The sequence below is a fragment of the Streptomyces huasconensis genome (genome assembly GCF_021028635.1).
GTDB lineage: Bacteria > Actinomycetota > Actinomycetes > Streptomycetales > Streptomycetaceae > Streptomyces > Streptomyces huasconensis.
In genome coordinates this window covers 4,369,695-4,395,989 of sequence record NZ_CP086119.1, presented here as the reverse complement: position 1 = coordinate 4,395,989, position 26,295 = coordinate 4,369,695, and the positions used below count along the sequence as shown (strand labels likewise).

Annotated in this window: 22 protein-coding genes and 1 pseudogene; 13 read left to right on the top strand and 10 right to left on the bottom strand. The window is 67.3% G+C overall.

The features are described 5' to 3' along the window. Positions 1 to 60: 60 nt before the first annotated feature. The 3 genes from J2N69_RS20080 to J2N69_RS20070 all read right to left on the bottom strand — a co-directional run bounded on the left by J2N69_RS20080 (position 61) and on the right by J2N69_RS20070 (position 2,625). A complete protein-coding gene (locus J2N69_RS20080; protein ID WP_230902018.1) occupies positions 61 to 1,578 on the bottom strand; it encodes a LacI family DNA-binding transcriptional regulator in 1,518 nt (505 codons plus the stop codon). A 32-nt stretch (positions 1,579 to 1,610) separates the two neighbouring features. Further along, positions 1,611 to 1,988, bottom strand: a complete 378-nt coding sequence (locus J2N69_RS20075; protein WP_230902017.1) for a helix-turn-helix domain-containing protein — start codon at positions 1,986 to 1,988, stop codon at positions 1,611 to 1,613. A gap of 124 nt (positions 1,989 to 2,112) precedes the next feature. Next, positions 2,113 to 2,625 (bottom strand): helix-turn-helix domain-containing protein, encoded by a 513-nt coding sequence (locus tag J2N69_RS20070; RefSeq protein WP_230902016.1) that lies wholly within the window; start codon positions 2,623 to 2,625, stop codon positions 2,113 to 2,115. Between the two features lie 293 nt (positions 2,626 to 2,918). Between J2N69_RS20070 and J2N69_RS20065 the strand changes: the two genes are divergently transcribed. From J2N69_RS20065 to J2N69_RS20050, 4 genes are all read left to right on the top strand, one after another. Further along, a complete protein-coding gene (locus tag J2N69_RS20065) occupies positions 2,919 to 4,196 on the top strand; it encodes a DUF3631 domain-containing protein (RefSeq protein WP_230902015.1) in 1,278 nt (425 codons plus the stop codon). Between the two features lie 211 nt (positions 4,197 to 4,407). Further along, positions 4,408 to 5,229: a DUF2637 domain-containing protein gene (locus J2N69_RS20060; RefSeq protein WP_230904787.1), complete on the top strand. Its 822-nt coding sequence runs from the start codon at positions 4,408 to 4,410 to the stop codon at positions 5,227 to 5,229. 270 nt (positions 5,230 to 5,499) lie between these two features. Then, the gene (locus tag J2N69_RS20055) at positions 5,500 to 6,036 is read left to right on the top strand and encodes a MobC domain-containing protein (protein WP_330166819.1); all 537 of its coding nucleotides are present in this window, start codon (positions 5,500 to 5,502) and stop codon (positions 6,034 to 6,036) included. Next, positions 6,033 to 7,727 (top strand): relaxase/mobilization nuclease domain-containing protein, encoded by a 1,695-nt coding sequence (locus tag J2N69_RS20050; RefSeq protein WP_230902013.1) that lies wholly within the window; start codon positions 6,033 to 6,035, stop codon positions 7,725 to 7,727. The genes J2N69_RS20055 and J2N69_RS20050 overlap by 4 nt, the downstream gene beginning before the upstream one ends. Positions 7,728 to 7,881: 154 nt before the next feature. On the opposite strand, the gene J2N69_RS20045 is transcribed toward J2N69_RS20050, so the two are convergent. Genes J2N69_RS20045 through J2N69_RS20025 form a run of 5 tightly spaced genes read right to left on the bottom strand, consistent with a single transcriptional unit; the run spans position 7,882 to position 12,402 of the window. Continuing rightward, positions 7,882 to 8,406, bottom strand: a complete 525-nt coding sequence (locus tag J2N69_RS20045; protein ID WP_230902012.1) for a P-loop nucleotide/nucleoside kinase family protein — start codon at positions 8,404 to 8,406, stop codon at positions 7,882 to 7,884. 47 nt (positions 8,407 to 8,453) lie between these two features. Beyond that, positions 8,454 to 9,320 carry a glycosyltransferase family 2 protein gene (locus tag J2N69_RS20040; protein ID WP_230902011.1) on the bottom strand — a complete coding sequence of 289 codons (867 nt, stop codon included), beginning with the start codon at positions 9,318 to 9,320 and terminating at the stop codon, positions 8,454 to 8,456. After that, the gene (locus J2N69_RS20035; protein ID WP_230902010.1) at positions 9,321 to 10,550 is read right to left on the bottom strand and encodes a glycosyltransferase; all 1,230 of its coding nucleotides are present in this window, start codon (positions 10,548 to 10,550) and stop codon (positions 9,321 to 9,323) included. Then, on the bottom strand, positions 10,547 to 11,251 hold the full coding sequence (locus tag J2N69_RS20030; protein WP_230902009.1) for a hypothetical protein: 705 nt from the start codon (positions 11,249 to 11,251) through the stop codon (positions 10,547 to 10,549). The genes J2N69_RS20035 and J2N69_RS20030 overlap by 4 nt, the downstream gene beginning before the upstream one ends. After that, positions 11,248 to 12,402: a glycosyltransferase gene (locus J2N69_RS20025; protein WP_230902008.1), complete on the bottom strand. Its 1,155-nt coding sequence runs from the start codon at positions 12,400 to 12,402 to the stop codon at positions 11,248 to 11,250. Before J2N69_RS20025 ends, J2N69_RS20030 begins: the two co-directional genes overlap by 4 nt. A gap of 144 nt (positions 12,403 to 12,546) precedes the next feature. Here J2N69_RS20025 and J2N69_RS20020 point away from each other — a divergent pair, with 144 nt between their 5' ends. Continuing rightward, positions 12,547 to 13,521: a helix-turn-helix domain-containing protein gene (locus tag J2N69_RS20020; protein WP_230902007.1), complete on the top strand. Its 975-nt coding sequence runs from the start codon at positions 12,547 to 12,549 to the stop codon at positions 13,519 to 13,521. Continuing rightward, positions 13,518 to 14,084, top strand: coding sequence for a peptide deformylase (locus J2N69_RS20015; RefSeq protein ID WP_230902006.1), 567 nt, complete (start codon positions 13,518 to 13,520; stop codon positions 14,082 to 14,084). Before J2N69_RS20020 ends, J2N69_RS20015 begins: the two co-directional genes overlap by 4 nt. A 94-nt stretch (positions 14,085 to 14,178) precedes the next feature. Here the strand turns inward: J2N69_RS20015 and J2N69_RS20010 are convergent, their stop codons facing one another. Continuing rightward, complete coding sequence (locus J2N69_RS20010) at positions 14,179 to 15,282, bottom strand: hypothetical protein (RefSeq protein ID WP_230902005.1); 1,104 nt, start codon at positions 15,280 to 15,282, stop codon at positions 14,179 to 14,181. 415 nt (positions 15,283 to 15,697) lie between these two features. Between J2N69_RS20010 and J2N69_RS20005 the strand changes: the two genes are divergently transcribed. Beyond that, positions 15,698 to 16,483 carry a hypothetical protein gene (locus J2N69_RS20005; protein WP_230902004.1) on the top strand — a complete coding sequence of 262 codons (786 nt, stop codon included), beginning with the start codon at positions 15,698 to 15,700 and terminating at the stop codon, positions 16,481 to 16,483. A gap of 565 nt (positions 16,484 to 17,048) precedes the next feature. Here the strand turns inward: J2N69_RS20005 and J2N69_RS20000 are convergent. Continuing rightward, positions 17,049 to 17,369, bottom strand: a complete 321-nt coding sequence (locus J2N69_RS20000; RefSeq protein WP_205034997.1) for a hypothetical protein — start codon at positions 17,367 to 17,369, stop codon at positions 17,049 to 17,051. A 978-nt stretch (positions 17,370 to 18,347) separates the two neighbouring features. Here J2N69_RS20000 and J2N69_RS19995 point away from each other — a divergent pair. The 6 genes and pseudogenes from J2N69_RS19995 to J2N69_RS19970 all read left to right on the top strand — a co-directional run. After that, positions 18,348 to 18,703 (top strand): annotated as a pseudogene (locus J2N69_RS19995) (glycosyltransferase); the annotation flags it as partial. Between the two features lie 354 nt (positions 18,704 to 19,057). Next, complete coding sequence (locus tag J2N69_RS19990; RefSeq protein ID WP_230902003.1) at positions 19,058 to 19,699, top strand: hypothetical protein; 642 nt, start codon at positions 19,058 to 19,060, stop codon at positions 19,697 to 19,699. A gap of 2 nt (positions 19,700 to 19,701) precedes the next feature. Further along, on the top strand, positions 19,702 to 20,793 hold the full coding sequence (locus tag J2N69_RS19985) for a hypothetical protein (protein WP_230902002.1): 1,092 nt from the start codon (positions 19,702 to 19,704) through the stop codon (positions 20,791 to 20,793). A gap of 81 nt (positions 20,794 to 20,874) precedes the next feature. Beyond that, positions 20,875 to 21,186: a hypothetical protein gene (locus J2N69_RS19980; RefSeq protein WP_230902001.1), complete on the top strand. Its 312-nt coding sequence runs from the start codon at positions 20,875 to 20,877 to the stop codon at positions 21,184 to 21,186. 7 nt (positions 21,187 to 21,193) lie between these two features. Beyond that, positions 21,194 to 25,660 (top strand): DUF6531 domain-containing protein, encoded by a 4,467-nt coding sequence (locus tag J2N69_RS19975; RefSeq protein ID WP_230902000.1) that lies wholly within the window; start codon positions 21,194 to 21,196, stop codon positions 25,658 to 25,660. A 60-nt stretch (positions 25,661 to 25,720) separates the two neighbouring features. Further along, complete coding sequence (locus J2N69_RS19970) at positions 25,721 to 26,077, top strand: hypothetical protein (RefSeq protein WP_161235438.1); 357 nt, start codon at positions 25,721 to 25,723, stop codon at positions 26,075 to 26,077. Positions 26,078 to 26,295 lie beyond the last annotated feature (218 nt).

Sequence of the window (26,295 nt, the reverse complement as noted above, 5' to 3'; positions counted from 1 at the left end):
CCGAGGCTGCGCTCGGGGCTACCTGACCTGGAGGGCCCGTCGGACATCCATCCGGGGTGGCTAGGCCGCCGCCAGCTGCCTCTGCCGCAGCAGCGCATCCAGCACAGCGACCGGGGACCGGCGACTGATGGCCAGCCGGGCGTCGAGAGCGGCCTCCCACTGCTCGGTCAAGCCGAGCATGAGGCGCCGGCGCATGCCGGGCGTGACGTGGGCGTAGCGCGCGGAGACCGAGCCGTCGATATGGCCCATCCGTTCGTCCATGAGGACCTTCTCGGTGCCGAGGTCCTCCATCATCGTCCGGTGGGTGTGGCGCAGGCCGTGCGGCGTGAGGCCCTTCGCTATCGGGAGCCAGCAGGCGTCCGCCCGAGTAGCGGCGCCTCGGCCTCGGGCCGGGATGCCGGGCCACGGCTCACCGAGGATCGGCACCGGGCGGGCCTCCTGTGGAGCCTTCTTCGGGTACCAGCCCGAGGCCGCCGGGGTGAACAGCCAGGTGGCGAAGCCGTTGCGGCGCCAGTGAGCGGCGTGCTCCGACGTGGCGCCTCCGCGTACGAACCCGAGCTCAGCGATGGCGAGTTCGACGCGTACGCGGGTGTCCTCGCGTACGCGGTCGGGATGGTTTAGGACGTTGGAGACCGTGCCTGTGGAGACTCCGGCGCGGCGTGCGACGTCGACGAGCTTGGCACCCTGGTGGCCGCCGGTGCGCGCCACGCCCTGGCCGCGGAAGACGTATGTCCTGCCGTGGCAGGGGCAGGGCGTCGGCTTCGTGCGGGCGATGTGGTTGAAGACCAGGGCCGACAGCCAGTCCGTCGAGTCGATGTCGCGGTAGCTGTCGTCCTTGGGCGGGCAGCGCACCAGCTCGCCGGTGTCGAGTTCGTACAGCTGCCACTCGACGCGGAAGGCGTTGGGCCGGACGAACTCCGTTTCCAGGCCGACGATTTCGCCCCAGCGCTTGCCGGTGTACCCCTTGAGGACCGTCGCGACGAACTCGTCATCGCGACCGGAGAGCAGGGCTGCCCGCTCGGCGGTCAGCAGGATGCCGAGCGCGTCGGTGACGACCTTCTCCGGGCCTCGGTCACGGGAACGTCCGGCGCGCTTGCCTCGCCCACGCCGACGGGCCGCCGGGTTGGACGTGAGCAGACCCTCGTCGATCGCGTCCTCGAAGATCAGGTGGAGCGTCGAACGCCAGGTCCTGACGCTGGAAGCCGCGTACGCGGCCCGCTCCTTCTTCTCCCACAGCTCGACGTCCGTGCGCAGGATGCCCGCGAGCGCCTTGTCCTCGAAGTCCGGGAGCAGGTGCTCCTCAATGTGGCGCTTGTAGTTCTGCATGGTCGAGGCGGCCAGGTCCTGGGCGGCGTACCAGCGGCTCGCGTACTCGCCGAACGTCTCCTGCCCGAGGCCCGGGTCGCGCCACTGACCGCGCCGAACGGTCACCTCTTCCGCGTCTGCGGCCTGCTTGGCCTCGCGCTTGGTGGCGAACTTGACCACGGCGCCCATGGAATCGGCGACGGTGCCGTACTTGCCGTCCTCGATCTTGTAGCGGCCACGCCAGTAGCCGCCGCGCTTTTCTGCGTACCCCACGGATTTCCCTCCCTTCTGTCATGTGGGGTGCGTTAAGCGGCGGTTCCGTACTGGGAGTTGACCATCCTGCGTGGCGGCCGAGCCTTGAGACGGACCGTGGGCACAGCCGTCTCAGGTCGCTTCCGAGCGGGAGGCTTGCGAGCGGATGCAGAGACAGCGGCAGGGCGTTGCGCATTCTGCGCCGGACGCTCTTCGTGCATGCGGATGATCTCGGTCAGGTGCTCGTCCGAGAAGCGATAAGCGCGGCCGACGCGGGTGAACGGGATAAGCCGTCGGCGGGCGCGGTCCTTGACCCACCAGGCCGAGCAGCCGAGTACGGCGGCGACTTCCTCGGGGGCATAGAGGCGCGGCAAGCCGGCCTCGGCGTGCGGAGTCGGTGCGGAGGCAGGGGTTATCGCGGGTTGGCGCAAGGGATGGATCCTCTTCTGGCGGGCATAGGGCGCGGCAACGCCGCCCGCCGGTCGATAACTAGGGATGAGGGCGAGATGCCTGACCTGGGGGTTTGCGGGCCCAGGCCGGGGCGGGAGCCGGGAGCTATGCCTCACTGGCGGAGTCGGCCGCTCCACCACCAGCCGGAGGGCCGTGCATCTTCAGCATGGTCTTGCTGGCCTCCTCCGCAATGGCGTTGGAGACCATGACGTCGGCTTCCTCCCGGATATCGGGGTGCTCGGCAAGGTAGGCGTCGAGGGCGTCGCGCGCCTCGGTGAAGGCCATGTTGGCGCGCTGGGTGGCACGGAACGCGTCAACGATCTCGTCGATGAGCTCCATGGCGCGGGCCTTGGCGGCCAGCTGCGGGGGGCCGACGAGGTTGCGCAGGTCGAGGCCGAAGACCTCGGCGAAGCCGATGGTCTCGTCGAGGTTGATGCGGCGCTTGCCGTTTTCGATCCTCCAGACCGCGGACGGGTTCATCTCGAAGCCGGCCTCGTTCATGCGGTCGGACAGGGCGTTGGTGCTCCAGCCGCGCGCCTCGCGTTCCAGCTTGATGCGCACCGCGACGTTGCCCTCGCCGCTGAGCAGCACGCCCTGCGGCGGGTCTTCATCCGCCATGGCCACCCCCTTCCGTACGTAGCACTCCCCTGCCATTTGCAGGGACCCCCTAACAGTAACATGCGTACTGCGAAATGCAGAACACTTCTGCGATCTGCAATTCGTGTGGCATAGTGATGGTCCCACCCGACCAACCCGAGGAGCCCCGCACGACCGCACGTCACATGAAAGAAGCCCCCGGCGATGCCGGGGGCTCAAGCGCAAACCTCTCAACCGCCATCCCTAGCGATCAACCTGCGGAGACCGGGATTGCCGTCCCATATGGCCCGCAAGCAGAGGAGCTGATGCCCAGTATGACCGATCCCCAGCCGAGTACGCCATCCCTTCCCGACGCCGCCGCCACGTCATGGCCCCCAGTTGCTGTGCCTGGCCGACCGGCCGACTCCACCGCATCTCCCGCGGACGAGGACCTTGACGACGCCTCCAGGACTGTGCCCCTGCCCGAGGGAGCGAAGATCCTGGACGACCTGCGTACGCAGATCAAGCGGTACGTGGCGATGCCGAGCGAGGAGGCCGTGACGGCGGTGGCGCTGTGGATCGCGGCGACGCACCTACAGCGCGCGTGGCAGCACGCCCCACGGCTGGCGATCGTCGCTCCGGAAAAGCGGTGCGGTAAGTCGCGGCTGTTGGACGTGGTGACCGAGACCGTGCACAAGCGCCTGATCACGGTCAACGCCAGCGCGGCGGCGATCTTCCGGTCGATCGACGGGGACGACCCGCCGACCCTCCTGGTCGACGAGGCCGACGCCATGTTCAGCACCACCAAGGCCGCGGAGAAAAACGAGGAGGTCCGCGGCCTGATCAATGCCGGGCACCAGCGCGGCCGACCCACCCTGCGGGTGTCGGGGCCGGAGCACCAGGTGCAGGAGTTCCCGACCTTCGCCATGGCCGCGCTGGCGGGGATCGGCGACCTGCCCGACACGATCATGGACCGCGCGGTGGTCATCCGGATGCGACGCCGTGCGGCGGGCGAGAAGGTTGCGTCCTTCCGCACGGGCCGGGATACGCCCGCCCTGAACGCGATCCGCGACCGCCTCCACGCCTGGCTGCAGCCGCTGTACGAGCTGGCCATGGAGATGGAGCCGCCCATGCCGGTCGAGGACCGCGCGGCAGACACCTGGGAACCGCTGGTCATCATCGCCGACCTCGCCGGAGGCAACTGGCCCGCGTTGGCCCGTACCGCATGCCGCGCCATGACCGACTATGAGGCTGGCCAGGACGAGGAGGGCGGTCTGCGCACCCGCCTCCTGGTCGGCATCCGCCGGGCCTTCGCCGCCGTCGGTGACCCGGCCGTGCTGAGCACGAAGCACCTGCTGGAGGCGCTCAACGCGGACAAGGAAGCACCGTGGGCGGAGTACGGCGCCAACGGCCTGACCCCGCGCGGCCTGCAGCTGCTGCTCAAGCCGTACGGCATCAGCTCGGCCAACCGCCGCTTCCCCGACGGCGCTCAGGCCAAGGGGTTCGCGCGCAACCAATTCCTCGACACCTGGGCCCGCTACTGCCCCGAGCCCAAGGCGGCGGACACGCCCGCCTCGTCAGCCGACGGGCTCCTGCCCGGCACCGCAGCCTGACTCGACTCCACTCGCATCACTCGTCCCCGCGCAGGTCATCGCGGGGACGAGTGAGCATCCCGCAACGAGTCGTCTCGACATCACCACGCCACTCGTACCTGTGCTGACCAGGCACGCGACGAGTGGTACGAGTCCCAGCACCTCGCAGCCACAGCGCCCTGCCCCGCTGCCTTGCCTGCTCACAGGTGCCCCCACCCACCGGAGGTCTCCCCTGCCCCCGCACGCATCCGGATCCTCTGCGCCCAAGACCGGCGCCATCCGCTTCGGCATCGCCCTGCTCGGCACCATCGGCTTCGTCCTGTCCTATGACGCCCTGCGGCAGATGGCCGTCTCCGCCCACATCCGCCCGCTCTTCGCCATCGGCTTCCCCCTCGTCATCGACGGGTTCATCGCCATCGGCATCGGCACCCTGCTCCTGGTGCGCACCGCCTCCACGGCCGCCCGCCTGTACGTGTGGATCCTCGTCATCCTGGCCACCACGCTGAGCATCTGGGCCAACGCGCTGCACGCCGTACGCCTCAACCAGCAAGCCCTGGACGGCGGTCTACAGCTCAGCGACTGGACCGTAGCCGTGCTCTCTGCGCTCCCGCCGCTTGCCCTGGCCGGCGCGGTGCACTTCTACCAGATCATCCAGCGTGACCTCGCGCTGTCCGCTGAGCAGGAGGGCGCCGAGCACGTCGCCAGCGGCGCCACCTCCGACGTCCACCTGCCTACGCGCCTCAAGGTGGCGGGCGGCTCGGCAGGCGTGGCGGAAGAGGCTGACGATGTGGCGGATTCTTCCGCCTCTTCCCCTGCACCCGCCGAAGATGAGGCGGACGCCGTCGACCCCGAGCTGCTCGCGCTCGCCCGCCGTGCGCCTCGTGGGCGCGGAGGCAAAGCCTCGCGCCGCCACATCGAGGACACGGTCCGCGGCACCGGCCGCTCGATCGGCAAGGACGAGGCGGAACGCGTCAAGGACGCGCTCCAGGCCGAACTCGACGGAGCCGCCGCAGCCGAACCGAGCGAGACCGCGCCAGCAGCGATCGCCTCCTGACCACAGGCCGCTGCCAACCGCATCCCGCATCTCTCGTCCCCGCGCACGTCAGCGCGGGGACGAGTCTCCCTTCCGCGACGAGTCGACCCGACATCACCGCACTCCCCAGGCCACACCACCACCGAGTAGGTCACGATGCCCGCACCACAGCACGAACTGTCCACCGCACACCAGGACATAGCCAAGGCCACAGCACCCACGACCGAGTCAGCAAGGTATCCCGCTGGACCGTCCACAGGCCGGTCTCACGGGGAAGCCTCCGCCCCGGGGGTGGCGAAGGCACTCGGGCACCAGGGGGTGCCCGAGGAGGAACAGCCGACGAACACCGATCCCGCCGCTGCTGCCGACGCGCCGTTGCCACGTGCTGCCGACGTCGCCGCCCTGCACCGTGTCGCCCGACGTCGCAAGCCCGACGTGAACGGCCAGCGCAAGAAGCGGGTCGATGCCCGCTACAGCGTCGAGGAGAAGGCCGCCATCCTCGCCAAGGCCAGGTCGCTGAACGTCAGCGGCGCCCACTACGTTGCGGTCGTCACCCTCGCCCACGTCCACGGCGACCTCACCGTGCCCGGCCAGCGCACCCCGGTCGACGACTACATCGACGAACTCAACGCCCTGCGCCGCGAGGTCGCCGCCATCGGCCACAACGTCAACCGGATCGCCAAGAAGCTCAACTCCGGCGGCCATCCACACCCTGGGGACAGCGCCCTGCTGGCCCAGACCGACCGCACCCTGGACGCTGTCGGTACGGCCGTGCGCCACATCGCGGCAGCCGCCAACCAGGCTGTCAGCCACAAGGCGCCCCGGTGATCGCGAAGATCAGCAGCGGAAAGACCACCGCCGGCCTGATCCGCTACCTGTACGACACCAAGAAAGCCAAGGACCACACCGACCCCCACCTGGTCGCCTCCTGGGACGGCTTCGCCCCCGACCCCGGCCGCTCCGACGACTTCGCCGCCACCAAGAACTTCCTCGTCGCCGACCTCGACCTGCACGTCAAGCAGGCCGAGCGGCTCGGCCGCGCCCCCGAGAAGCACGTGTGGCACTGCTCGATCCGTGCCGCCGAGACCGACCGGCACCTCAGCGACGAGGAATGGGCCGACATCGCCCGCCGCGTCGTCGCCGCCACCGGCATCGCGCCCACCGGTGATCCGGACAGCTGCCGATGGGTCGCCGTACGGCATGCGCCGGACCACATCCACATCGCCGCGACCAAGGTCCGAGCCGATCTGCGTACCGCCCGTCACTGGAACGACTACCTCACTGCCGACCGCGAACTCGCCGCCATCGAGAAGGAGTACGGCCTGCACCAGGTCGCGCGTGGGGACCGCACCGCCGCCAAACGTCCCACGCGTGCCGAGCAGGAAAAGACCAAGCGCGCCGGCCAGGCCCGCACCGCACGCGAACGCCTGCGCACCACGGTGCGTACCGCCGTGGCCGCCGCCACCAGCACCGAAGAGTTCATCTACCTGCTGGAGCACACCGACGGCATCCTCGTGGACGTCAAGCACTTCCCGTCCGGAGACGTACGCGGCTACACCGTCGCCCTCGAAGGCGACGTCAACGCCGTGCAGGAGCCGGTCTGGTACTCAGGCTCCGAGCTCTCTCCTGACCTGTCATTTCCCAAGATCCGCAAGCGCCTCGACGCCACCGAACCGCGACAAGGCCCACGCAAGACCAACTCGTGGCATCAGGCCACCGCCGCCGTGGAGCGCATCCCCCATCGCCTTGAGCACGGTGAAGGCCCAGCGGCCCAAGCCCACCTTGCCGCTTTGGGTGAAGCCCTCGACGCCCTGCCCCTTCGCGCACCCCAGGCAATTCAGAACCAACTCCGGCAGGCATCTGAGGCGTTCGAGCGCGCCACTCGCTCCCGCATCCAGGCCGAGCACCGGCACGCCCGCGCCCTGCGCGGTGCCGTGCGAGCCATGGTCCGCGAGCCCACCCCCAAGGACGGCACCCTGTTGGCGATGTTCCTCGACGCCGCGATCCTCGCCGTCACCGCCGCCGCCCGCTGGCACCAGCTCCGCCACCACGACCAACAGGTGGTCGCAGCCCACCAGGCCCTGGCCCACCTCCAGGCCGCCTACGAACAAACTGCCATCGCGCCACTGACCGTGCTCGCCCAGCGCAGGCCACCCACTCAGGTAGTGGAGCGGCACATGCTCCTCATCCGGCAGACAATGCCCGATCACGCGGAACAGGTATTGGAGGATCCGGCCTTCGACGCGCTCGCTGCCGTGCTCGCGGACGCAGAGAAAGCCGGGCACGACCCGAAGCAGCTCCTGCAACAGGCCGCCGACCAGCGTGCGCTCGATGATGCCCGCCGACCCGCGCGGGTGCTGACGTGGCGCGTCGAACGCCTCAGTACGAGGTCGGCGCCCAGCGCCCACGCACGTGCGGCACAGGCGCAGAGTGCGGCACGGCGGTCGAGCACGCTGGTGCAATCTCCACCGGCTGCTCCGGCCGCTCAACCACAGTCGCCCCAGGCGCGGCGACGCTGACACACCCACCGCGAACCTCACGATGAGTCGGCGCTATGCGGCTTCGACTCCACGTGAGGCGCCGGGCACGTCCGCCGCCTGCCCGCCGCTCGCAGCGGCACGGCCTCGTACGGGTCGTGCTGCTGACGGCCTCCGGACCAAGACCCTGGCGGCCTTACCGCCCCCGGGCTTCGGTGAGTGCCGCCACCAGTACGTCCAGGTCACCGGTGTAGACGATCATGTCTTCGTCGTCGGCCGGGGGGTCGAAGCGGGCGAAGAAGTCGTCCAGGGCTTCGGGGGTGACGGTCAGCGCGTTGGCGTCCTCGCGTGCGTTGCGCTCGGTCAGGCGCCGCAGCAGTTCGTCGCGGTCGGCGGGGAGGTAGACGACAACGGGCAGGCCGCCTGCTTCGCGGGCGGCCTGCCGCCAGGCGTCGCGCTCGGCGCGGCGCCACAGCCCGTGGTCCAGGATGACGTCGTTGCCAGCCTCGATCTCCTTGATGAACCGGTCCCGGGTCGCTTCGACCACAGGCCGTTCGCGCTCGAAGTAGGTGTGTTCGGGGTAGTCCACGCCGTACCGGCCGTGGAGACGGTGGACCTCTTCGTCCACGGACAGCCGGAGGTAGCCGCGGTCGGCCAGGGCCTGGGCGACGGTGGTCTTCCCGGAGCCGGTGAGGCCGGCCAGGAGTACGGCGAGGGGCACGTGGTCATCCTTCCGCGACGTGGTGTCCGCGAGTGAGAGTCTCGCTGTCAATCCTGGCCGCTGTGGGCGTGCGGGCGCCAGGTGGTGAAGATGTTGCGGGCCTCGGAGGGCCAGCTGAAGGGCATCCGGTCCAGGCTTACCCGCCGGAAGGCGAGCCGCGGATCGCTGGTGTTGATCACGCCGCCGTGCTGGCCGACGTGGGCCAGCAGGCGGCCTGCCTCGTCGCGGACGGCGGGGGTGTGTTCCTGCCAGGTGCCGGAGGCGAAGTGCTGGACCCGGCGGCGCAGGTCGTCCAGGACGCCCGAGCGCCACTTGAAATGGTGAACCGCGCAGATGCGGTCCGCGTCCGGCCGGTGGCCCGGAGCGCGGTGGTTGCCGGAGGAGACGGTGACGTCGTGGCGGGCGAGGACGATCTTCCTCGGGTCGCCGTGCAGGAGCCGGTGGGTGAGGTGGCCGCCGAGAGGATAGGCGAGTTCGAGTCCGCCTTCGGGCCGCCAGCCGGTCAGGCGTCCGCTCGCGGCGACGCGGTCGAGCATCAGACCGCCCACCACAGGGTTTCCGGACTTCTCGGCCTGGGCGATCACCTCGTTCAGCGGGGCGGGGTATTGCTGGAACTCGTCGGCGTCGGCAAACAGGTGCCAGCCGGGACCGGCCCGGTGCCGCAGGGCGTCGCGGAGCTGAGTGTTGGTGTGCTCGTGCCAGGGGCCGGTGCTGGTGCCTGTGGGGATGATGCCCAGCTCCCGGCACGCGGCCTGGAGTTCGTGTCGTTGCCGGTCGGGGACGTGGTCGGGGAAGTGGAAGGCGATCAGGAACCGCTCGACGCCCAGCCACCGGTAGTGGCGGGCCCAGGCGGCCAGCAGCGGCGGCTCAACGGGGCCGACGACGGCGATCAGCGCGGGAGGCGTGCTCGGCATTCAGGACTCCTTCGTGCGCAAGGGGGCGAAAGTGCGGGTGAGGAAGTCGGCCTGCTCCGCGGCGGACCGCATCCCGAGCAGAACCGGGGCCTCCGGTCCGGGCAGCGGGGGCGGCTGACGGATGACTGTGTGCAGGGCATCTGCGAGGGCGTCCGGGTCGCCTGCGGGGAACATCAGGGCCCAGGGCTGGCCGTGCAGGCGGGTGGTGAGGGCTCCGTCGTGTTCGGAGATGATCAGGGGGACGCCGAGGCGGGCGGCGTCCATGATGAGTCCGGATTCCTTGCCGGTTCCGGAGCGGCGGGTGACGAGGGCGGCGTCGGCGGCGGCGTACACGAGCCGCAGCACGGAGTCGCTGACGGGGCCGGGCACGGTGTGCACCCGCAGACCGGGCAGGCACCGCCACCGCTGCAGGAAGGCTTCGTCGAGCGGGGAGCCGGTGACCACCAGGTGCAGGGGCTCCTTGAGCCGGGCCAGGGCGGCATCGACGACGGTGATGTCCTTGTAGGGCCACCAACCGCCGACCAGGCAGACCACCACCTCGGCGGCGGGGATGTTGAACGCGGCCCGGCCTCCGTCGCGTTCGGCGTCGCTCAGGCGGCGGCCGTCGTCGACCGCGAAGGCGCCCACCACCGCGGGCAGGTCGGCGAAGGCCGCTGCGAACTGATCGCCGACGGCTTGGGTCGGGTACACGGCGATCACCCGTTGTTCGCCCCGGCGGGCGAGTCGGCCCAGTAGCCGCACGACGGCGTCCTCGGCCGTGACCGCCTCGTGGACGAACCGAAGGTGCGGCTGCCCGCCGAGCAGGGCGGCGGCCCCGTGCAGGGCCTCGCTCGCGGTCAGGATCACCACCGCGTCGGCGTCGGACACTAACCGGCGCGAGGACCGCAGGGCGGACGCCTCGGTCAGGCAGCGGGCGAGGAGAGTGATCTGGTGCGGCACCCTCCGCAGACGGCGGGGCCAGCGGCGCGAGCGGAACACACGCTGTCCGGCCGCGGAGAGCCCCGCCACCACCCGGGAGACGGCCAGCAGCACGGTTGCCGCCGACCCGGCCGGTGCGGTCACCAGGCGGGCGTCCGCCTCGTGCAAGGCACGTACCGATTCGGAGGCGATCCCGTGCGGGGCGATGACGAGGCTGCCGGGCCGAGCTTGGGCGAGGGCCACCAGTGTGCGCTGGTGATGCCCGCCCAGGCGGTTCGCGTACGGCTCGATGAGCACGAGTCTGCCCCTCATCCGGACACCGCCTGGTCCCCATGGGCAGCGGTGAACCTCTCCCGCAGCCAGGTGGGGTCGTTGAGGCGGTCGAACTGCTGCGGGTCACGTGCGGCATGGCGTGCGAAGGAGACGCCCTCCCTGGCCCCGGCAGCGGCGTAGGTGGCGAACTCGCCGCTGCGGCTGCGCATCCAGGCATCGACGCGCTGGTGGGCGTCGTCGTCGGCCATGCCGTACTCGCTGCCGCGGGCGAGCATCGCACACTCGCGGAATCCCGCCTTCCAGGCGTGGAAGGGGCTCTGGTTGAACCGCGTGATCCCGGCGGTGTGCTGGGCGAATTCGATCCGTCCGGGCAGAGCGGCAAGCACGTCCACGGCGTCGCCCATCTCCCGCAGAGCACTGCGGCGGATCAGCTTCAGGCCGCCGTAGCCGTAGGTCAGGCCGTTGACCGGGTTGACCGCCCGCCACACCCGCATGGAGACGCCTTCCTCCAGTGGTTCGACGGTGGCGGGGTCGAAGTCGGTGTCGATGGCGAAGTCTCCGTCGGCGAGGAAGAACTGCTCGCGCTCGACGACCTCGGCGCACAGCCGGTAGGCCCGGCGCATCCCGTGGACCCCGTGCAGGCGCTTGACCGTGCCGCCGAGCGTCCGCTGGAGCCGGGAATGCAGGGAGTTGGCCATCGGCTCGTCGTAGGAGAGGAACACGGCGTCGAAACCGGTCACGAGATCGCCTCCAGGTAGCGGGCGGCGACCAGGGCGGGGGCGAAGTCGACGGTGGAGGCGTGCGCCCGCTTGGCGTGGACGGCGTGGAACTCGTCGTCCGTGGCAAGGCGTTCGGCTAGGGCGGCGGCTTCGGCCGGGGTGGTGAAGCACAGCTCAGGGTCGATGTGTTCGGCGAGCCAGCCCCGTCGGGGCGAGATGACCGGCAGGCCCATGCCCTGGCAGTCGATGACACTCATCGACCAGGGGCAGCCGGGCCGGAACGGGGCGATGCCGAAGCGGGCGCCGGCCAGCAGGTTCTTGTAGCGGACGCGGTCGCCACGGTCGGAGACGACCTGCACGTGCGGCAGCGCGGCAAGCTGGTCACGCATCTTCTCGGGGCTGGCGTCCAGGCCCTTGCGCTCGGGACGGCGCTGGCCGAACAGGTCCAAGACCCGCAGTCGCACGGTGCCGGAGTCGCTGAGCTGGCGGGCCAGGCCCACGAACTGCTCGGTGCCGTAGTGCGCGTACAGGCGGTGGTTGTAGATACCGATCGCCGTGCCGGTCGTGGGTTGGACCGTGGCGGGGTCGCGGACCAGACGCTCGTCACGCGGCGCGGGCACGACCCGCAGCCGGTCGCCCAGGTCCACCGTCATCCGGGCGGCGGCGGCCGACACCCACGAGGCGGCCGTGGAGGAGTGGACCATCACCCGGTCGCACGCGGCCAGGCCCGCGGCGAACGCCAGCAGGACCGGCCTCCCGAGCCCCGCATCATCCAGCGACGGGTCGAGCAGCATCTGCCCGCCGCCCGCGAACGAAAACGGCAGGTAGTGGCAGTACCCGGCCAGCAGCGCATCCGACCCGCCCTCCAGCAGAGCCGTGCGGACAGCCGGGGCCTCCTCGATCTGGTTGGCCACCACGACGTCCGGCTTCTCCGAGCCGATCAAGGCCACCAACTCGTCGATGTCCGCCGAGAACCGGGCCCGGTACTTCGTTCCCGGTACCTTCGTCCGGTGGAATCCGCAGCGGGCATCCCCGGCCGCCGCCGGGGCCGCAACAGTCACTTCCGCCCCAGCGTCGACCAGGGCCGGGGCCAGCAGATCCGCGAAGATCCAACCCGAATCCGCAGACAGCCGGTCGGGGTTGGAGATGTTCAGCAGATACAGCACGCGCATGGTTGCGTCGCCTCCCTCATCCGCCCGGGGGTCGATCCGGGCCGCTGAGAGAAGGAAAACGGCGACGCATGCCGTGACGGGATGATGAACTTGGATCACTCACGGTTCATTCATGCTCACCAAGTGACGCGGAGCGGGGCTTCGATGGACGCGCACAGCGAGGAGATCACCGTCGAGCAGGCGGCCGAGGGCTTCGCGGCCGAGGTAGCCAGATGGCGGGAAGTACGCGGCATGTCCAAGCGGGCATTAGCGCTGGCCATGGGCTTCGACCCGTCCTACGTCAGCCACGTCGAGTCCGGCCGCCACAAGCCCACCGAGGAGTTCGCCAGGCTCGCCGACGAGCACCTGAACGCCGGGAAGGCGATCTGGCGGCGCTGGTGCGACTACGAGCAGGCCCGGACGAAGTCCCGGCGCCAACCTACGGCCCCACCGGCCCAGCGCAGGCATGAGCAGCCGTACGCCACCGGATCCGCGCTTGTCGTCGAACACGACGCTGCCCGCCTCCAGTACGACGGCCACTCCTACCGGCTCACCATGAGGCGGTTACTGAGGAACACCGGCGACGAACCGGTCACCCGCTACCTGATCCGCATCTCCGTCGACCGCTATCCCGGCGACCCCGAGCAGTCCAACGCCCACTACCGAGCCCACCCGCTGACCTGGGACGAACTCGATCTCACCGCCACCTGCCGCGGCGAGACAATGCGCTGGCAGGCCAAGCATGACCGCGACGCCTTCAAGGAAGTCTGGCTGCTGTTCGACAACGAACACGGCCGCTTCCCGCTCTACCCCGGCGAATCCGTATGGATCGAATACGCCTACACCGTCGGCGACGACAAATGGGGCAACTGGTTCCAGCGGGCCGTGCGCCTGCCCACCGAGCAACTCGAAGTCCAGCTCGCCTTCCCCGCCGCCCTCGACCCCGTCGTGTGGGGCACCGAGACCTCCATGACCGCCGAAGCGTCGCCTCTGCGGACCCCGCCCGTCCGCAGCGACGACGGTGAACTGAGGCAATTCACCTGGATCACGACCACGCCCGCCCTCCATGCTCGGTACCGTCTTGAGTGGAGGTTCCGGGCACGGCCCGAACACGACACGGAGCAAGGGGACTTCAGGTGATTGATGTGCGGCCCAGCCAGCAGATGCGAGACCTCGGGGTCGTCCAGCACGGCGCCGGCATCCTGGCCGAAGCGGCCCGCGCCTTCACGCTGCCCGACGAGCGCGACGAAGCCGAGCGCATCACCGACGAGCTTTTCGCCGCCATGGAACGGATCGGCCAGGTCCACCCCTTCGCCAAGGGCATGGGCATCGCCGCCCCGCAGATCGGCATCGGCCGCTCCGCAGCCGTCGTCCAGCCGCCCGGCGACGCGCCCGCCATCATCCTGCTCAACCCGCAGATCACCGACCGCTCCGACGAACTGGACGAGCAGTACGAAGGCTGCCTGAGCTTCTTCGACGTCCGCGGACTCGTCCCCCGCCCCCTGAAGATCACCGTCGAGACCACGACCCTGACCGGCGAGACCGTCACCACCATGTACGAACGCGGCCTCGCCCGCCTCATCCACCACGAGATCGACCACCTCGACGGCCTGCTCTACACCGCCCGCATGCGCACAGGGGTCAAGCCGATCCCTGTGGAGGAGTACCGGCAGACCGGCAGGGCCTGGGCGTACGAGCAATAAACGAGCAGGTCCACAGGCTGCTCGATTCGCCATCAGCTTTATGGGCCATTGTCACTCACCCCAAAGCAGCTTCAGACCAAATCCGCCGCCGACCTCAAGAAATGTCCAGGCGCGGGATTTCGTAGTGCGGATCTGGAAGCACCACACCCCATCTTGCAAGCGCGTAGTTAATCTCCCTGGCTAGCCTTGAAGAGGTATCGCGGCGAAGGTGAGGATTCGAACCGCCATCAATCTGTGCATCATATTCAGGAATGAAAGGCCAGAGATCAACTTTCCTCAGATCGATACCCAGCAGCGAGCACACGTGCCTCAACCCAGAATCCACGTTTCCTCCCTTATCGCGCTCGGCAGCAAGCCTCCCACAGAGATCCATAAGAGCGTACCCCTTAGGTGACACCTCGTAAATGGTTCCAGATTTTCGAGGGTCTGGACTGTGCACAATAAACCCCGTGAGATTCAACCGAATAATCCGCTCCTTCACAGGGTTTACCCCGACACCTATCTGCTTGCCGAGCCTTGTGTAGTTACCGAAACCAGAGGCTTCCACCTGAGCCAAGACAGCCAGACTGAGCCCACAAATTCCACTCCATGTCGCAAAGGATGCGACATCTCGTTCAGTGATGCCACCAAGAACAACGGCAAGCAAGAGATCACGGGACAGCGAGTTTTCCAGGTCTGAATAGACTAGGCTCCTGTGACTCTCGGAATCGGCATCAAAGTCTTCTGGAACCCAGAATACGCGCAGCCGGTCAAGCCTATCCGTCAATCCGGCTCTTTTGTAGTCGGCGATAGCCTCGTGCAGCACCGACTTATTTTTCATCGTAGTGCGGGCAACATAAACAAGGGCATCCGATTCCGACTCAGAGAGGAGCATCCTAATATCTTTGTCGATCCCCTCGCTATGCTTCCAGAGCGTCTGCCCCGAAACGGCCCTCTTCCAGTTAGTGGCGATATCACAAGCAAAATCAAAGCGTTTTCGATCAGCCTCTTTGTATGCATAAAGGCGGGATGTTGACGCATCTTCGAGAATTTGCAGAACTGCGTCAGAAAGAAAAGCGTGCTCGGCTGACTCCGCCACTTGCCCCTCCCAGGTTGCTGCCGTCAGATGGATGTTACGAGGCGCCACTGACAGGTGAGCTTGGCGAAGCGCTGAAGCATGCACGTGGATCGTGAACGACGACTTGTGGTTGCTGATCAAGCCGCTGCTGCCGCCTTGGCCCGACCGAGCGCCGGGGTCGCGCCCGATAGAGGACCGGCTGCGCCTGTAAGGCATCCTGTACGTCCTCTACAGCGACATAGCCCGGCAACTTCTGCCGTTCGAGCTGGGTTTCGGTGGGTTCAGTTCGGGACAGACCTCCGGCGTCGCCTGGAGCGGAGGCAGCGGGCCGACGTCTTCGACCAGCTCCGCCGCATCCTGCTCGCCGAACTGAGCGCGGCCGGTGGGATTGACTGGTCGCGTGCCTGTGCGGACGGTTCCCACGTCCGCCCGAAAGGGGGTGCCAACACCGGTCCGTCGCCGGTCGACCGGCGCAGACTGACAGCGCCGTGGCGTCGGCGGTTGTCGGCAGCTAGGCCACCTTCCGGATGGTCAGCTTGCGTCGTACAGTCACCGGGTGCGATACGGACAGAGGGCGTTACTCCCGGAACCCGGAACGTTCGCCAACGAGAAGGCTCTTGCCACCTTCGTCCTCGGCAAATTGAACCGGTGGTTCCACATCGAGGAGCAGGTCCCCGGCCGCTCCTGGACTGGCGAAGAGACTCGAATAGACGCCGCGCTAAGACCCCGGGAACCGGACGGCTGGCACGACCAAGAGCCGGCCTTCGGCGTGGAGTTCAAGAATCTCGCCCCGAACACCAGCACCGGCGAGCGCTACAGCTGGGTGGCGCAGGCAGTCGGATATACGCAGTGCCAATGGAAGGGCTACGGCAGGCTGGGAGTGTTCCTGTGCCCCTCCCCGCTGACTTGGCTCCTATCGCGTGCCGACGAGATCGCCACCTTCCGTCAGCGGCAGATCAGCCCTGAGATGCTGGAGGGGGAACGCGAGCGAATACGCCGATACGGTCGCCAGTTTGGCAAGGAATACTCCGATGCATACGTCGATGCTGAGGCGCTGGTCGCCCATCGACGCCGTCTCGGCGAGATGACCTACCAGGAGTTCAGCGCTCGCGCCGACGGCTACACGAATGCCGACGCGCGGGAGCGTGAGCATGATCTCCGGATGGCCAAGGAGCTGACCCACCTCTTGGGGCAGCTCAGCGTCGGAGAACTCATGCCTTACGAGGACAGCGGCTGGACACTGATGAGGTCCGAGTCACGTCTATGGAGTGAGCGCGAGGGACCGGCGAAGGTCCGATACGGCCTGCAACCCCGTATCGGCTCGGAAAGGCGCAGGCGCTGACAGTTGTGCCGCCCATCGACGAAGCGCCGGAAGCGCCAGGTGCCGACTGCGGTCTCACCGCAAATGTGCGAAGGCAATGGCCAACCGTGCCTGCTGCTTGATCCCAGGGTCCATCAGCTGCCTCGCGGTGTGGGAGAAATCTGGGAGATGATCTTCGTCCGGAAGCCCATCAAGGCCACCCGAGACCAACCCGTTCCAAGCCCCTGAGCAGCACAGATACTCATCAGTCCTGGTGTCGATCTTCGCCGACCCTCATTCGGGACGAAGAGGTCGTGGGTTCAAATCCCGCCACCCCGACAGCTGAAATAGCAGGTCAGGCTCGGTACTGAGAGATCAGTGCCGGGCCTGATTTGCGTTGGGGGGCCATTTTGGGAGCCATCTGGGAGCCGACTTCGAGATGCGGCTCCCAGAACAGGGCCGGTCGCCCCAGAAGCGCCCCCAGCATTCGTAGCTGCCCTCCGGCGCTGAGAAGAGCAGCCTCGCCCTCGGAATCGCACGACGACCTTGCTCATACATCCGCGCTTCCGTAGCCTCCTGGCTCCACTAGCGACTCGGCGATCCAGTCCTACCGAGGAATGATCAAGTCGGTCAGCTGCGAAGGTGTGGGTCCCCTGTCTCGATAGACGAGGACGACCAATGCAAGGACGACGACTGGCAGGAGCGCAGTGAGCGCGCCCTCCGGCACCCCGACGAGCGAGGCTCCCACCATGACGAGGACCACGGTGACGCCTACTCCTGCCTGACGCAGGTGCTCCCGATGCACGACTGGTGTCGCGTCACCGATCTGCTCTTCGTCAAGGAGTTCACCGACCCGGCCTTCGGCATACCGTTCGGCGATCGTCAACAGCATGACCGTAAGGTCTTCCAACGCTTCCTTGGGGTGCATGTCCTGCCTTGCCTCGACTGCTCGTAAGGCCCCACCACGCGTGCGATATGCGCCTTGGTCTTACGTTCCTGATGATCCCGAGCCTGTCCCCTCCGAGTGCGCGGCGCCCTCCACAACACTCGCTCGACGGTTCCCAGCGAGACACGTGGGCCATCCTCCCCGGGCCTGGCCTCTTGCCACTTCTTGCGCGCCCGCCCGCACTCGACAGCAGTCAGTACCAGCACGACAACCGGCCAACAGCGCCAATAGCCGTCAGACCAACGCTGCTGCTGTTTCCGCTGCCGTTCTGTCGCCGCTCGGCGTTCCGGCCACTGCGCAGTCACGTGAAGGATTCGCGCGAGTAAGGGGAGCATGCGTACGGCCACAAGGACGATTACGATGCCCCGCAGCGACTCAAATACGTCGATCGGCCCCTGCCAGGAACGGACCTCATCGGGAAGGGAGACGATCCAGTCCCTCACTGCAGGCACCATGTGCCAGGGTCCGGGCGGCGGTTCTGGGGCATCATGCCGATCAGCACTGTACGCAGCGAAGAATGATGCGGTATTCCAGACCAAGTAGCCGCATCCAGCAAACATCGCCGCAACGCTAGGTATCGCCACCTGCGCCGCATGCCACCATCGCAAGATCCAATCAGGGGTCAGACCCTGCCCAGCTGGAACTCTGTCCGCAACTGCGGCCGGGAGCACCTCCCGGGCCTCGTCGAATAGCGGTTGCGCATGACGAGCCGCGAGAGCGAGCCGTCCACGTCTCACTGTGCGTACGGCACTCGTCCATGCGTGGATCGCCCGCCTGCGGAGCGGGGGATATGAATAGATCACCGGCGCAGATACCAGTGCCGCCAACAACATCCACGAGATGAGTCTCTCCACGACAGACAGTCTGGCGTCCACCACTGACAGTCGGCCCCGCCTCAGGAACAAGCAGGCGCCTGACGACGCAGACGTCTGGCTTTACCTCGCTTCAACTAGCGCGCCCGCCACCTTCCTCGACCTCCCGGCCGGAAGCCCCGGCGGCGGCGTCGAACTTTTCCCCGGCCGCTACACCGGCGACAAACCCCTCATCCCCGCACGAGCCTTCATGCTGGCCCCCGCCATGCCCAGACCCCAACTACCACCCGGCTCAACCTGCTGACGGTGGCCCGAAAGTGCCTGGAGGGCGCCGTCTTCGGTCGCTACGTCGCAGCTCTGCGCCAAGCCTTGGTTACCGCGATCGATCCAGCAGAGATCGGCGTACTGCACCTGCAACACCTCACGTTCGGCGCCACGCCCGCCCTGATCTGGGCCCTGCCGGCCCACCCCAGGATCGCCCTCGTTCACGGCACCGACCTGCTCCCCGTGGTCCTCAAGGGCCGTAACGCTGCGCGGCAGGTCATGTACGGCGACACCTGGCGGTCGTCGCTCACGGTGGACATCGGAGCAGGTCAGTCCCTCTACGTCGAGAGGTACTCGCCCGCCCACGTGGTGACCGGGAAGGACCTCAACAGCCAGGTGCGCAAGGTGGCTGGACAGGTGCTGGGGAATCTGGAGAAGGGGCGTGCGTAGCGGAGCCACCGCACTCTCCACCTGAACCGGTGCGGTTCAGCACAGCTACGTCTCAGCCAAAGCCCGACCCGCTCTCATGGTCACCGGATGGTCACGGATAGCGTTGCTTCGCTCGGGTTAACCCTCACCTCACCGGAGACAACAGTGACTCGCTCGACCCTGCTCGTCGCGGCCGCGCTCACCGCATCCGCGGCCCTGCTGCTGACCGCCTGCGGCGGCTCGGACGACGACAAGGACAACAAGAAGATCGCCGGGGCGGACACGGAATCAAGTGCCAGCCCGTCGACCTCCGCTACGCCCTCCGACACGGCAGCAGGCCGCCCAAAGATCACGCTCCCCAAGAGCTTCCAGGCCGACTTCCAAGGGTGGACGAACTCGGACCCCAAGAAGCAGGCGATCTTGAATGACGGCAAACAGGAACTGCTGGCCGAGTACTCCGCGATCATCGAGGGAAACCCGGACTCCAAGGCACTGACCTTCTACACCGACGAGGCGGCCAGCCAGTCAGCCCGCAAATGGATCAAGGGCTTCGTCGACGACGACCTGGTTCTGATCGGCCGCGCCACGGTGTCGAAGCCACAGGTGAGCATCGCCGATGACGGCAGTGGCGTGTTGTTCTACTGCGTCGACGAGAGCAAGGGCTCCACCAAGAACACCAAGACCGGCAAGGTCGAGCACACACCCCAGAACTCCAAAGCGCGCGTCCAGTACCGCAACCGGCTCGACAAGACGCCACAGGGTGTGTGGAAGACGCGCTACTCGGAGACCGACCGGGGAGGCTGCTGAGCATGGCGCGCCCCTATAGGACAGCGAGCCTGCTACTTGCCTCAGCGCTCGTCGTCGTCGCGGTGCCCGGCACGGCCCACGCGTTCGGCGAGGACGACAAGTCCAAGCAGCCGAGCAAACCCTCAGGCCCCAGTGGCGACGCCTCCGGCAAATCGCTCATGGCCTCGGTGTCCAACTCGAAGATAACGCTCACGTACCCCGGCGGCCGAACAGCGAAGGCTTCCGTGGGCGAGCTCACCTCGGTGGACCCCAACTGGGAGCCACCGGCGTGCTGGTACGAGCCTGCTTTCTCACCGGAGGAGCTCAAGGATGCGGTTGCCGCCGGTGAGGGCGGTCTGGTCAACGCGCACGTCTGGTGGAGCAACGGCCTCTGGGTGGACCACTACGAGAAGGGGAAGCCAGACAGCAACTTCGACCTGACTCTGCCCGAGGACACCAGCGCCGACGGCTACAAGGACTACAACCTCGGCAAGAAGGGCATGTTCTGGCGCAGCGTGGTCCGAGAAGGGCGCTACCAGGATTCCGCAGCGTGGGAGTGCGGCCGCATCATGTTCTGGCAGGATGCCGGCACCATCCCCAAGGACAAGCACGCCCCAACCCCAGAGACGCTCGCCGCGTTCGCCTACGACAAGATCAAGGTCCCGGACACCGAGGTCGAGCTGAAGCCGCAGGCCAAGTCGACGGTGAACTTGCCCACTTGGGCGTGGCTGGACAAGGGAACCTTCAAGGACGTCACAGTCCGCGCCGACCTGCCGGGCACCGGTCTGTGGGCGGAGACCACAGCAAAGCCGGTCGCCCTGCATCTGGAGCCCGGTACCGACGATGCGGAAACCCACCCCGCCTCCGGTGACTGCGAGATCAACGACAACGGCTCGATCGGCGCCCCGTACACCAAGGGCGCCTCTGGTGAAGTCCCGCCATGCGGCATCACGTATCTGCGGGCCGCCGACGGGAAGCCGTATCAACTCAAGGCATCGATCACCTGGGAAATCTCCTGGGAGGGCACCGGCGGCGCGAAGGGCGACCTGCCCAACGGCACCTTCGAGACGACCCAGGACATGAACGTCCAGGAAGTCCAGTCCGTCAACCGCTGACCACGGTGGCGGCCGACGAGCACACAACGCACAACGCGACACACTCGGGACCATCTCAACCCACGGGGGCGGGCACAACGCATGGCGGACTTGAAGAAGGACGCGGAAGCCCTGCACAAGGCGGCCTCCGCGCTGGGCAAGGTCGACCACCACACCAGCAAGCCGCTGCACGACTTCAAGGCCGCCTCGCACGACCTGTCCGCCTTCGGCGTGCTGGGCACCCTGATGAGCGCCAAGGACGACATCCAGGACGGCATGGACACCATCGCCAAGCTCACCAAGGACCTGCACAAGGAGTGGGAGGCCGAGGCAAAGTTCATGGACGACGTCTCCGACGCCTTCGACCTGCTGGACGTCCTGCTGTCCGCCGCGGCCCGCGCCAAGAAGGGCTGAGCCGTACATGGGCTTCGACATCATCCCCGGCGACGCCGAGTTCGAAATTGACGCCGGGGACCTCAACCCCCTGCACTGGATCAACAAGGCCAACCACGCCTTCGGCAGCACCCTCGCCAGCAATCTGGAGTTCCTGGGCATCACCGACCCCGCCGTCGACCCGGACGGCATCCGGGAGATAGCCAAAAAATGGCGAGCCCTGGCCAAGGGCCTCGATGCCGCCGCCCGTGACGCCGAGACGGCACTCAAGGACCTGGAGTGGGAGGGCAAGGCCGCCAAAGCTCTGCACAAGCGGGCCAAAGCCAGTCGCACGCAGGCCACCGACATGGCGGACTCCCTGCGCAAGGGCGCCAAGGCACTGGACGACTTCGCCGACGAGGCCCACGACCTGCTGACCGAGATCGGCGTCATCCTCGCCGAAATCGCGGAGTTCGAGATCGCCGGCCTGGCCCTGTCGGTACTGACCGGTGGCCTCTCCGCAATAGCCGGCAGCCTTGCGGCCGGGGCACGGGCTGCGAAGGTCGTGGCGCTGATCGCGCGGATCGAGAAGTCCGGCAGCCGTATGGCCCGGGTCATCCGCACCGTCATGGAGGCCATCCGCGGCCTGGAGCGGGCACTGAAGGCCCTCGGGGAGATCAAGACGATCGCCAGGGTCGGCAAACTCGCAGGTGAGGGCATGAAGTTCTCCGCCTTCGACGCGTTGTTGCAGGAACCGGGGACGTTCAAGGATCCGGACAAGCTCGCGGAGACCCTGGCCCTGGGAGCCGCTTTCGGAGTCGGTGCGGGCGGTCTGGGCAAGCTCCTCAGCAAGGGCCTGGGCAAACTCAAGCCCAGCGAGCTCGCGAAACTCGGCAAGACTTTGGGGCTCGACGGCTCTGGTCTGTCCCGACTCAAGCTGCGCCCATCGGAATGGGAGAAGCTGCCCGCCTCCATCAAGGCAGTCCTCAAGAAGTGCGCCCTGGACCCGATCGACGTCGCCACCGGCGACATGCTGCTGCCCCAGACCGACGTCCAGCTGCCGGGCACCCTGCCCCTGGTGCTGGAACGCACGCACCTCTCGTCGTACCGCTGGGGCGGCTGGTTCGGCCCCAGCTGGGCCTCCACCCTCGACCAGCGCCTCCAGGTCGACGAGGACGGGATCACCTACGCCGCGCCCGACGGTGCCCGGCTGAGCTACCCGCTCCCCGCGCCCGACGGAGAGGCTCCCGTCCACCCCGAGCTCGGCCCTCGAGCACCCCTGACCTGGGACACCGAGGTCGAGGGCGCCCTGCGCCTCACCGATCTCGACACCGGCCTCGCCTACGTCTTCCACTCCCCGTGCCCCGCTGATGACGGACAGGCGGTCGATCTGCCCCTGCAGGCCATCGTGGACCGCAACGGCCAACGCATCACCGTGCACTACACCGCCGACGGCACCCCGGTGGAGGTCGCTCACAGCGGCGGCTACCGCATCGCTCTCGACCACCACAGCGACCTGCCCCGCATCAGCGCCCTACGCCTGCTCGATCCGGAACAACCCGACGGCCGCGGCACGACCCTCGTCTCGTACGGCTACGACGCCCAGGGGGACCTGACCGAGGTCACCAACTCCTCCGGCCTGCCGCTTCGGTTCACCTACGACGCCGAGGGCCGCATCACCTCGTGGACCGACCGCAACGACACCACCTACACGTACACCTACGACGAGCGGGGCCGCGTTGTCCGCACTGAGGGCAGCGACGGATTCCTCTCCGGCACTTTGTCCTACGACGACGCAGCGCACACGACGCGCGTCACCAACGGGCTCGGCCACACGACTTGCTACGAGCACAACGCCGCCTACCGCCTGATCCGCGAGACCGACCCCCTGGGCAACACCACACACCAGGACTGGGACGAGGATCATCGGCGGATCGCGATCACCGACCCACTCGGCCACACCACCAGATACACCTACGACGACCGCGGTCATCCGACCGGCGTCATCCGCCCCGACGGCCACACGATCACGGTCACCCGCAACGATCTCGGCTTGCCCGTCGAGGCTGTCAACGCCGACGGCGCCACCTGGCGCCGCGAGTACGACACCCGCGGCAACCTGACGGCGGTGACCGACCCCACCGGCGCCGCAATCCGCTGCACCCACACGCCCGAAGGCCACCTCAGCACCGTCATTGACGCACTTGGCAATACCACTCGTATCGAGTGCGACAGGGCGGGCCTGCCGCGGAAGGTCATCGACCCTCTGGGCGCGGTGACCAGGTACACCCGCGATGCCTTCGGCCGCCCGACCTCCATCACGGACCCGCTCGGTTCGATAACCCGCCTGGAGTGGACACCCGAGGGCAAGCTCGCCCGCCAGCAGGATCCGGACGGCGCGGTGCAGCTGTGGACGTACGACGGCGAAGGCAACTGCCTGACCCGCACCGACGCGCTCGGCCAGACAACCACATTCGAATACACCGCCTTCGACCTTCTGACTGCCCGCGTCGATCCCGACGGCAGCCGCTACACCTTCACCCACGACCTCGAGCTACGCCTGACCCAGGTCACCAACCCCCAGGGCCTGAACTGGGATTACACCTACGACCCGGCTGGTCGCCTGACGGCCGAGACCGACTTCGACGACCGCACCATCACCTACACCCACGACGCCGCAGGCCGCACCACCGCACGCACCACTCCCCTCGGCGACGTCGTCAGCTACACCTACGACGCGCTCGGTCGGCTCACAGAGAAGGACGCCGCCGGACTCCTCACTCGGTACAGCTACGATCCGGCCGGGCGAATGCTGGCAGCCGCCAACACGGACCACGAGCTGGCTCTTACGTACGACTCCGCAGGCCGCCTCATCGCGGAGTCGACCGACGGGCGTACCGTCCGGCACACCTATGACGCCGTGGGGCGCCCCGTGCGCCGCACGACGCCGACGGGTGCCACGACCAGCTACGCGTACGACGCGGCAGGTAACCGCACCGAACTGGTCACTCCCACCGGTCATGCCCTCAGCTCCAGCCACGACCTCGCCGGGCAGGAACTCCTGCGCACCCTGGACGATGGCACCCTGACCATTGCGCAGTCCTGGGACCCCACCGGCCGCCTGACCCAGCGACGCCTGGTCGGTGGGACGGGCGCCTCACACACCCGCGACTACAGCTACCGAGCCGATGGCTACCTCGCGCTCCTGGAGGACAGCCGCAGCGGCCCCAGCCGCTACGACCTCGACCCGCTCGGCCGGGTCACGGGTGTGAGCGCACGCAAGTGGTCCGAGACCTACGCCTACGACGCTGTCGGCAACCAAATCTCGGCTGCCTGGCCGGATACCCGCCCAGACGACAACGCCTGCGGCGAGCGGAACTACAACGGCACCCGTCTCATCACTGCGGGGAGTATCCGCTACGAATACGATGCCGCCGGCCGCCTTACGCTGCGGCAGAAGACTCGCCTCTCCCGCAAGCCCGACGCCTGGCACTACGTCTGGAACTCCGACAACCAACTTACGGAGGTCACCACACCTGACGGAACTCGCTGGCGCTATACCTACGACCCGCTCGGGCGGCGAACGGCGAAGCTACGTCTCGCTGAGAATGGCGATTCGACCGTCGAGCAGACCACGTTCACCTGGGCCGGCTCGGTCCTCATCGAGGAAATCACCACCGCTCCGGAACAATGGCAGGGCTCGGTCGCCCTCACTTGGGACCACGATGGCCTGCACCCGGTCGGGCAGACAGAACGCCGTCTGGATGCGATCACGCAGGAAGAGATCGACGCCCGATTCTTCGCGATAGCCACAGACCTCGTCGGCACCCCGACTGAGCTCATCGGCACCGACGGCAACATAGCGTGGCACACGCGCACCAGCCTGTGGGGCACTACTACATGGTCTCGACTGAGCTCCGCATACACCCCCTTGCGTTTCCCGGGGCAATACTTCGACCGGGAAACTGGCCATCACTACAACGTTCACCGCTACTACGACCCTGCCACCGCCCGCTATCTCACACCCGACCCGCTCGGCCTTATCCCAGCCCCCAATGCCGTTACGTACGTGCGCAACCCCATGGCATGGGCGGACCCCATGGGCCTAGCCCCTTGCCTCGCCCTGGGGCTGAGCAACAAGGGGGAGCTGGCGCGATTCGCGGATGAGCATGGATTCAGGAATCTCATGCATATTCCTGACAGAAACGATGTACTGGCCGTGGTGCGGCATATCGCGCACGAGCAGCCGAGCCGAAATATTCACGTACGACTGGACGGATTCATGATGGAGAACGGCAAGAAGGGGGCGCCGCAGGAGCTATTTGAGGACTTCTATAAGGCTGGGCGAGTCGGCGGGAATTGGATCACGACACAACGTGAGATGAACATCCTGGGAGAAGCTGTGCGACGCGGCGACAGGGACTGGAGCTCCATAACCTTCTGGCAGAATGGTGAGCGGGTCCATCTGACTCAGCCAGACTTTGCCGCACTGCGTCGCGCCGCAGGTATAGTTTAGGGCACCGAACGCCGTGCGGCACGTGAATGAGCGCGCACGAATGAATACGGAGCATCACGAATGCAGATCGCTAGCTGGGAACGCAACTTTCAGGTTTGGCACTTTACGTTCAGCTATGCGCAGCTTTTGCTGCGAAGCGGGCAGCGAGATGACATGGACAAGCGCATCGACGTGCTGTTTTCGAGAGTTCGCCACATGGAGCTCCCGCATGAGTTGACTGAGCTCACCATTGACGAGCTCCCGGCCTCAGAGAAGGACCTACCTGCAGGCGCTTCCATCGAGTACGGCGTTCCATGCAAGCTTTTCCTGATCAACGGCGGAATCGGGAAGATTTACGCCGGAGACTGCAAATGGCATGAAGATTATGAATGGCTCGATGCGCCATCGCATTTTGGCCCTCTTCGAGGGGTCAAGTGACGGATCGCCTCACAAGACCGCACTCCGTGAATACTGGGTATTCACATTGCGCATCCGAGAGGCATCCTCCGTGCGGCGAGGGAGGTAATACAACCCCGGTAAGCCTCTGAGGAGTGTGGACTCCAGGCTTCCATCGACGACCTATGGCTTTTGATCCCAATCCTACTTCCGTGGTAGCCGAGGCCGCCGTCCTGCGCCTCGGAAGAAGTGTGAGCAAG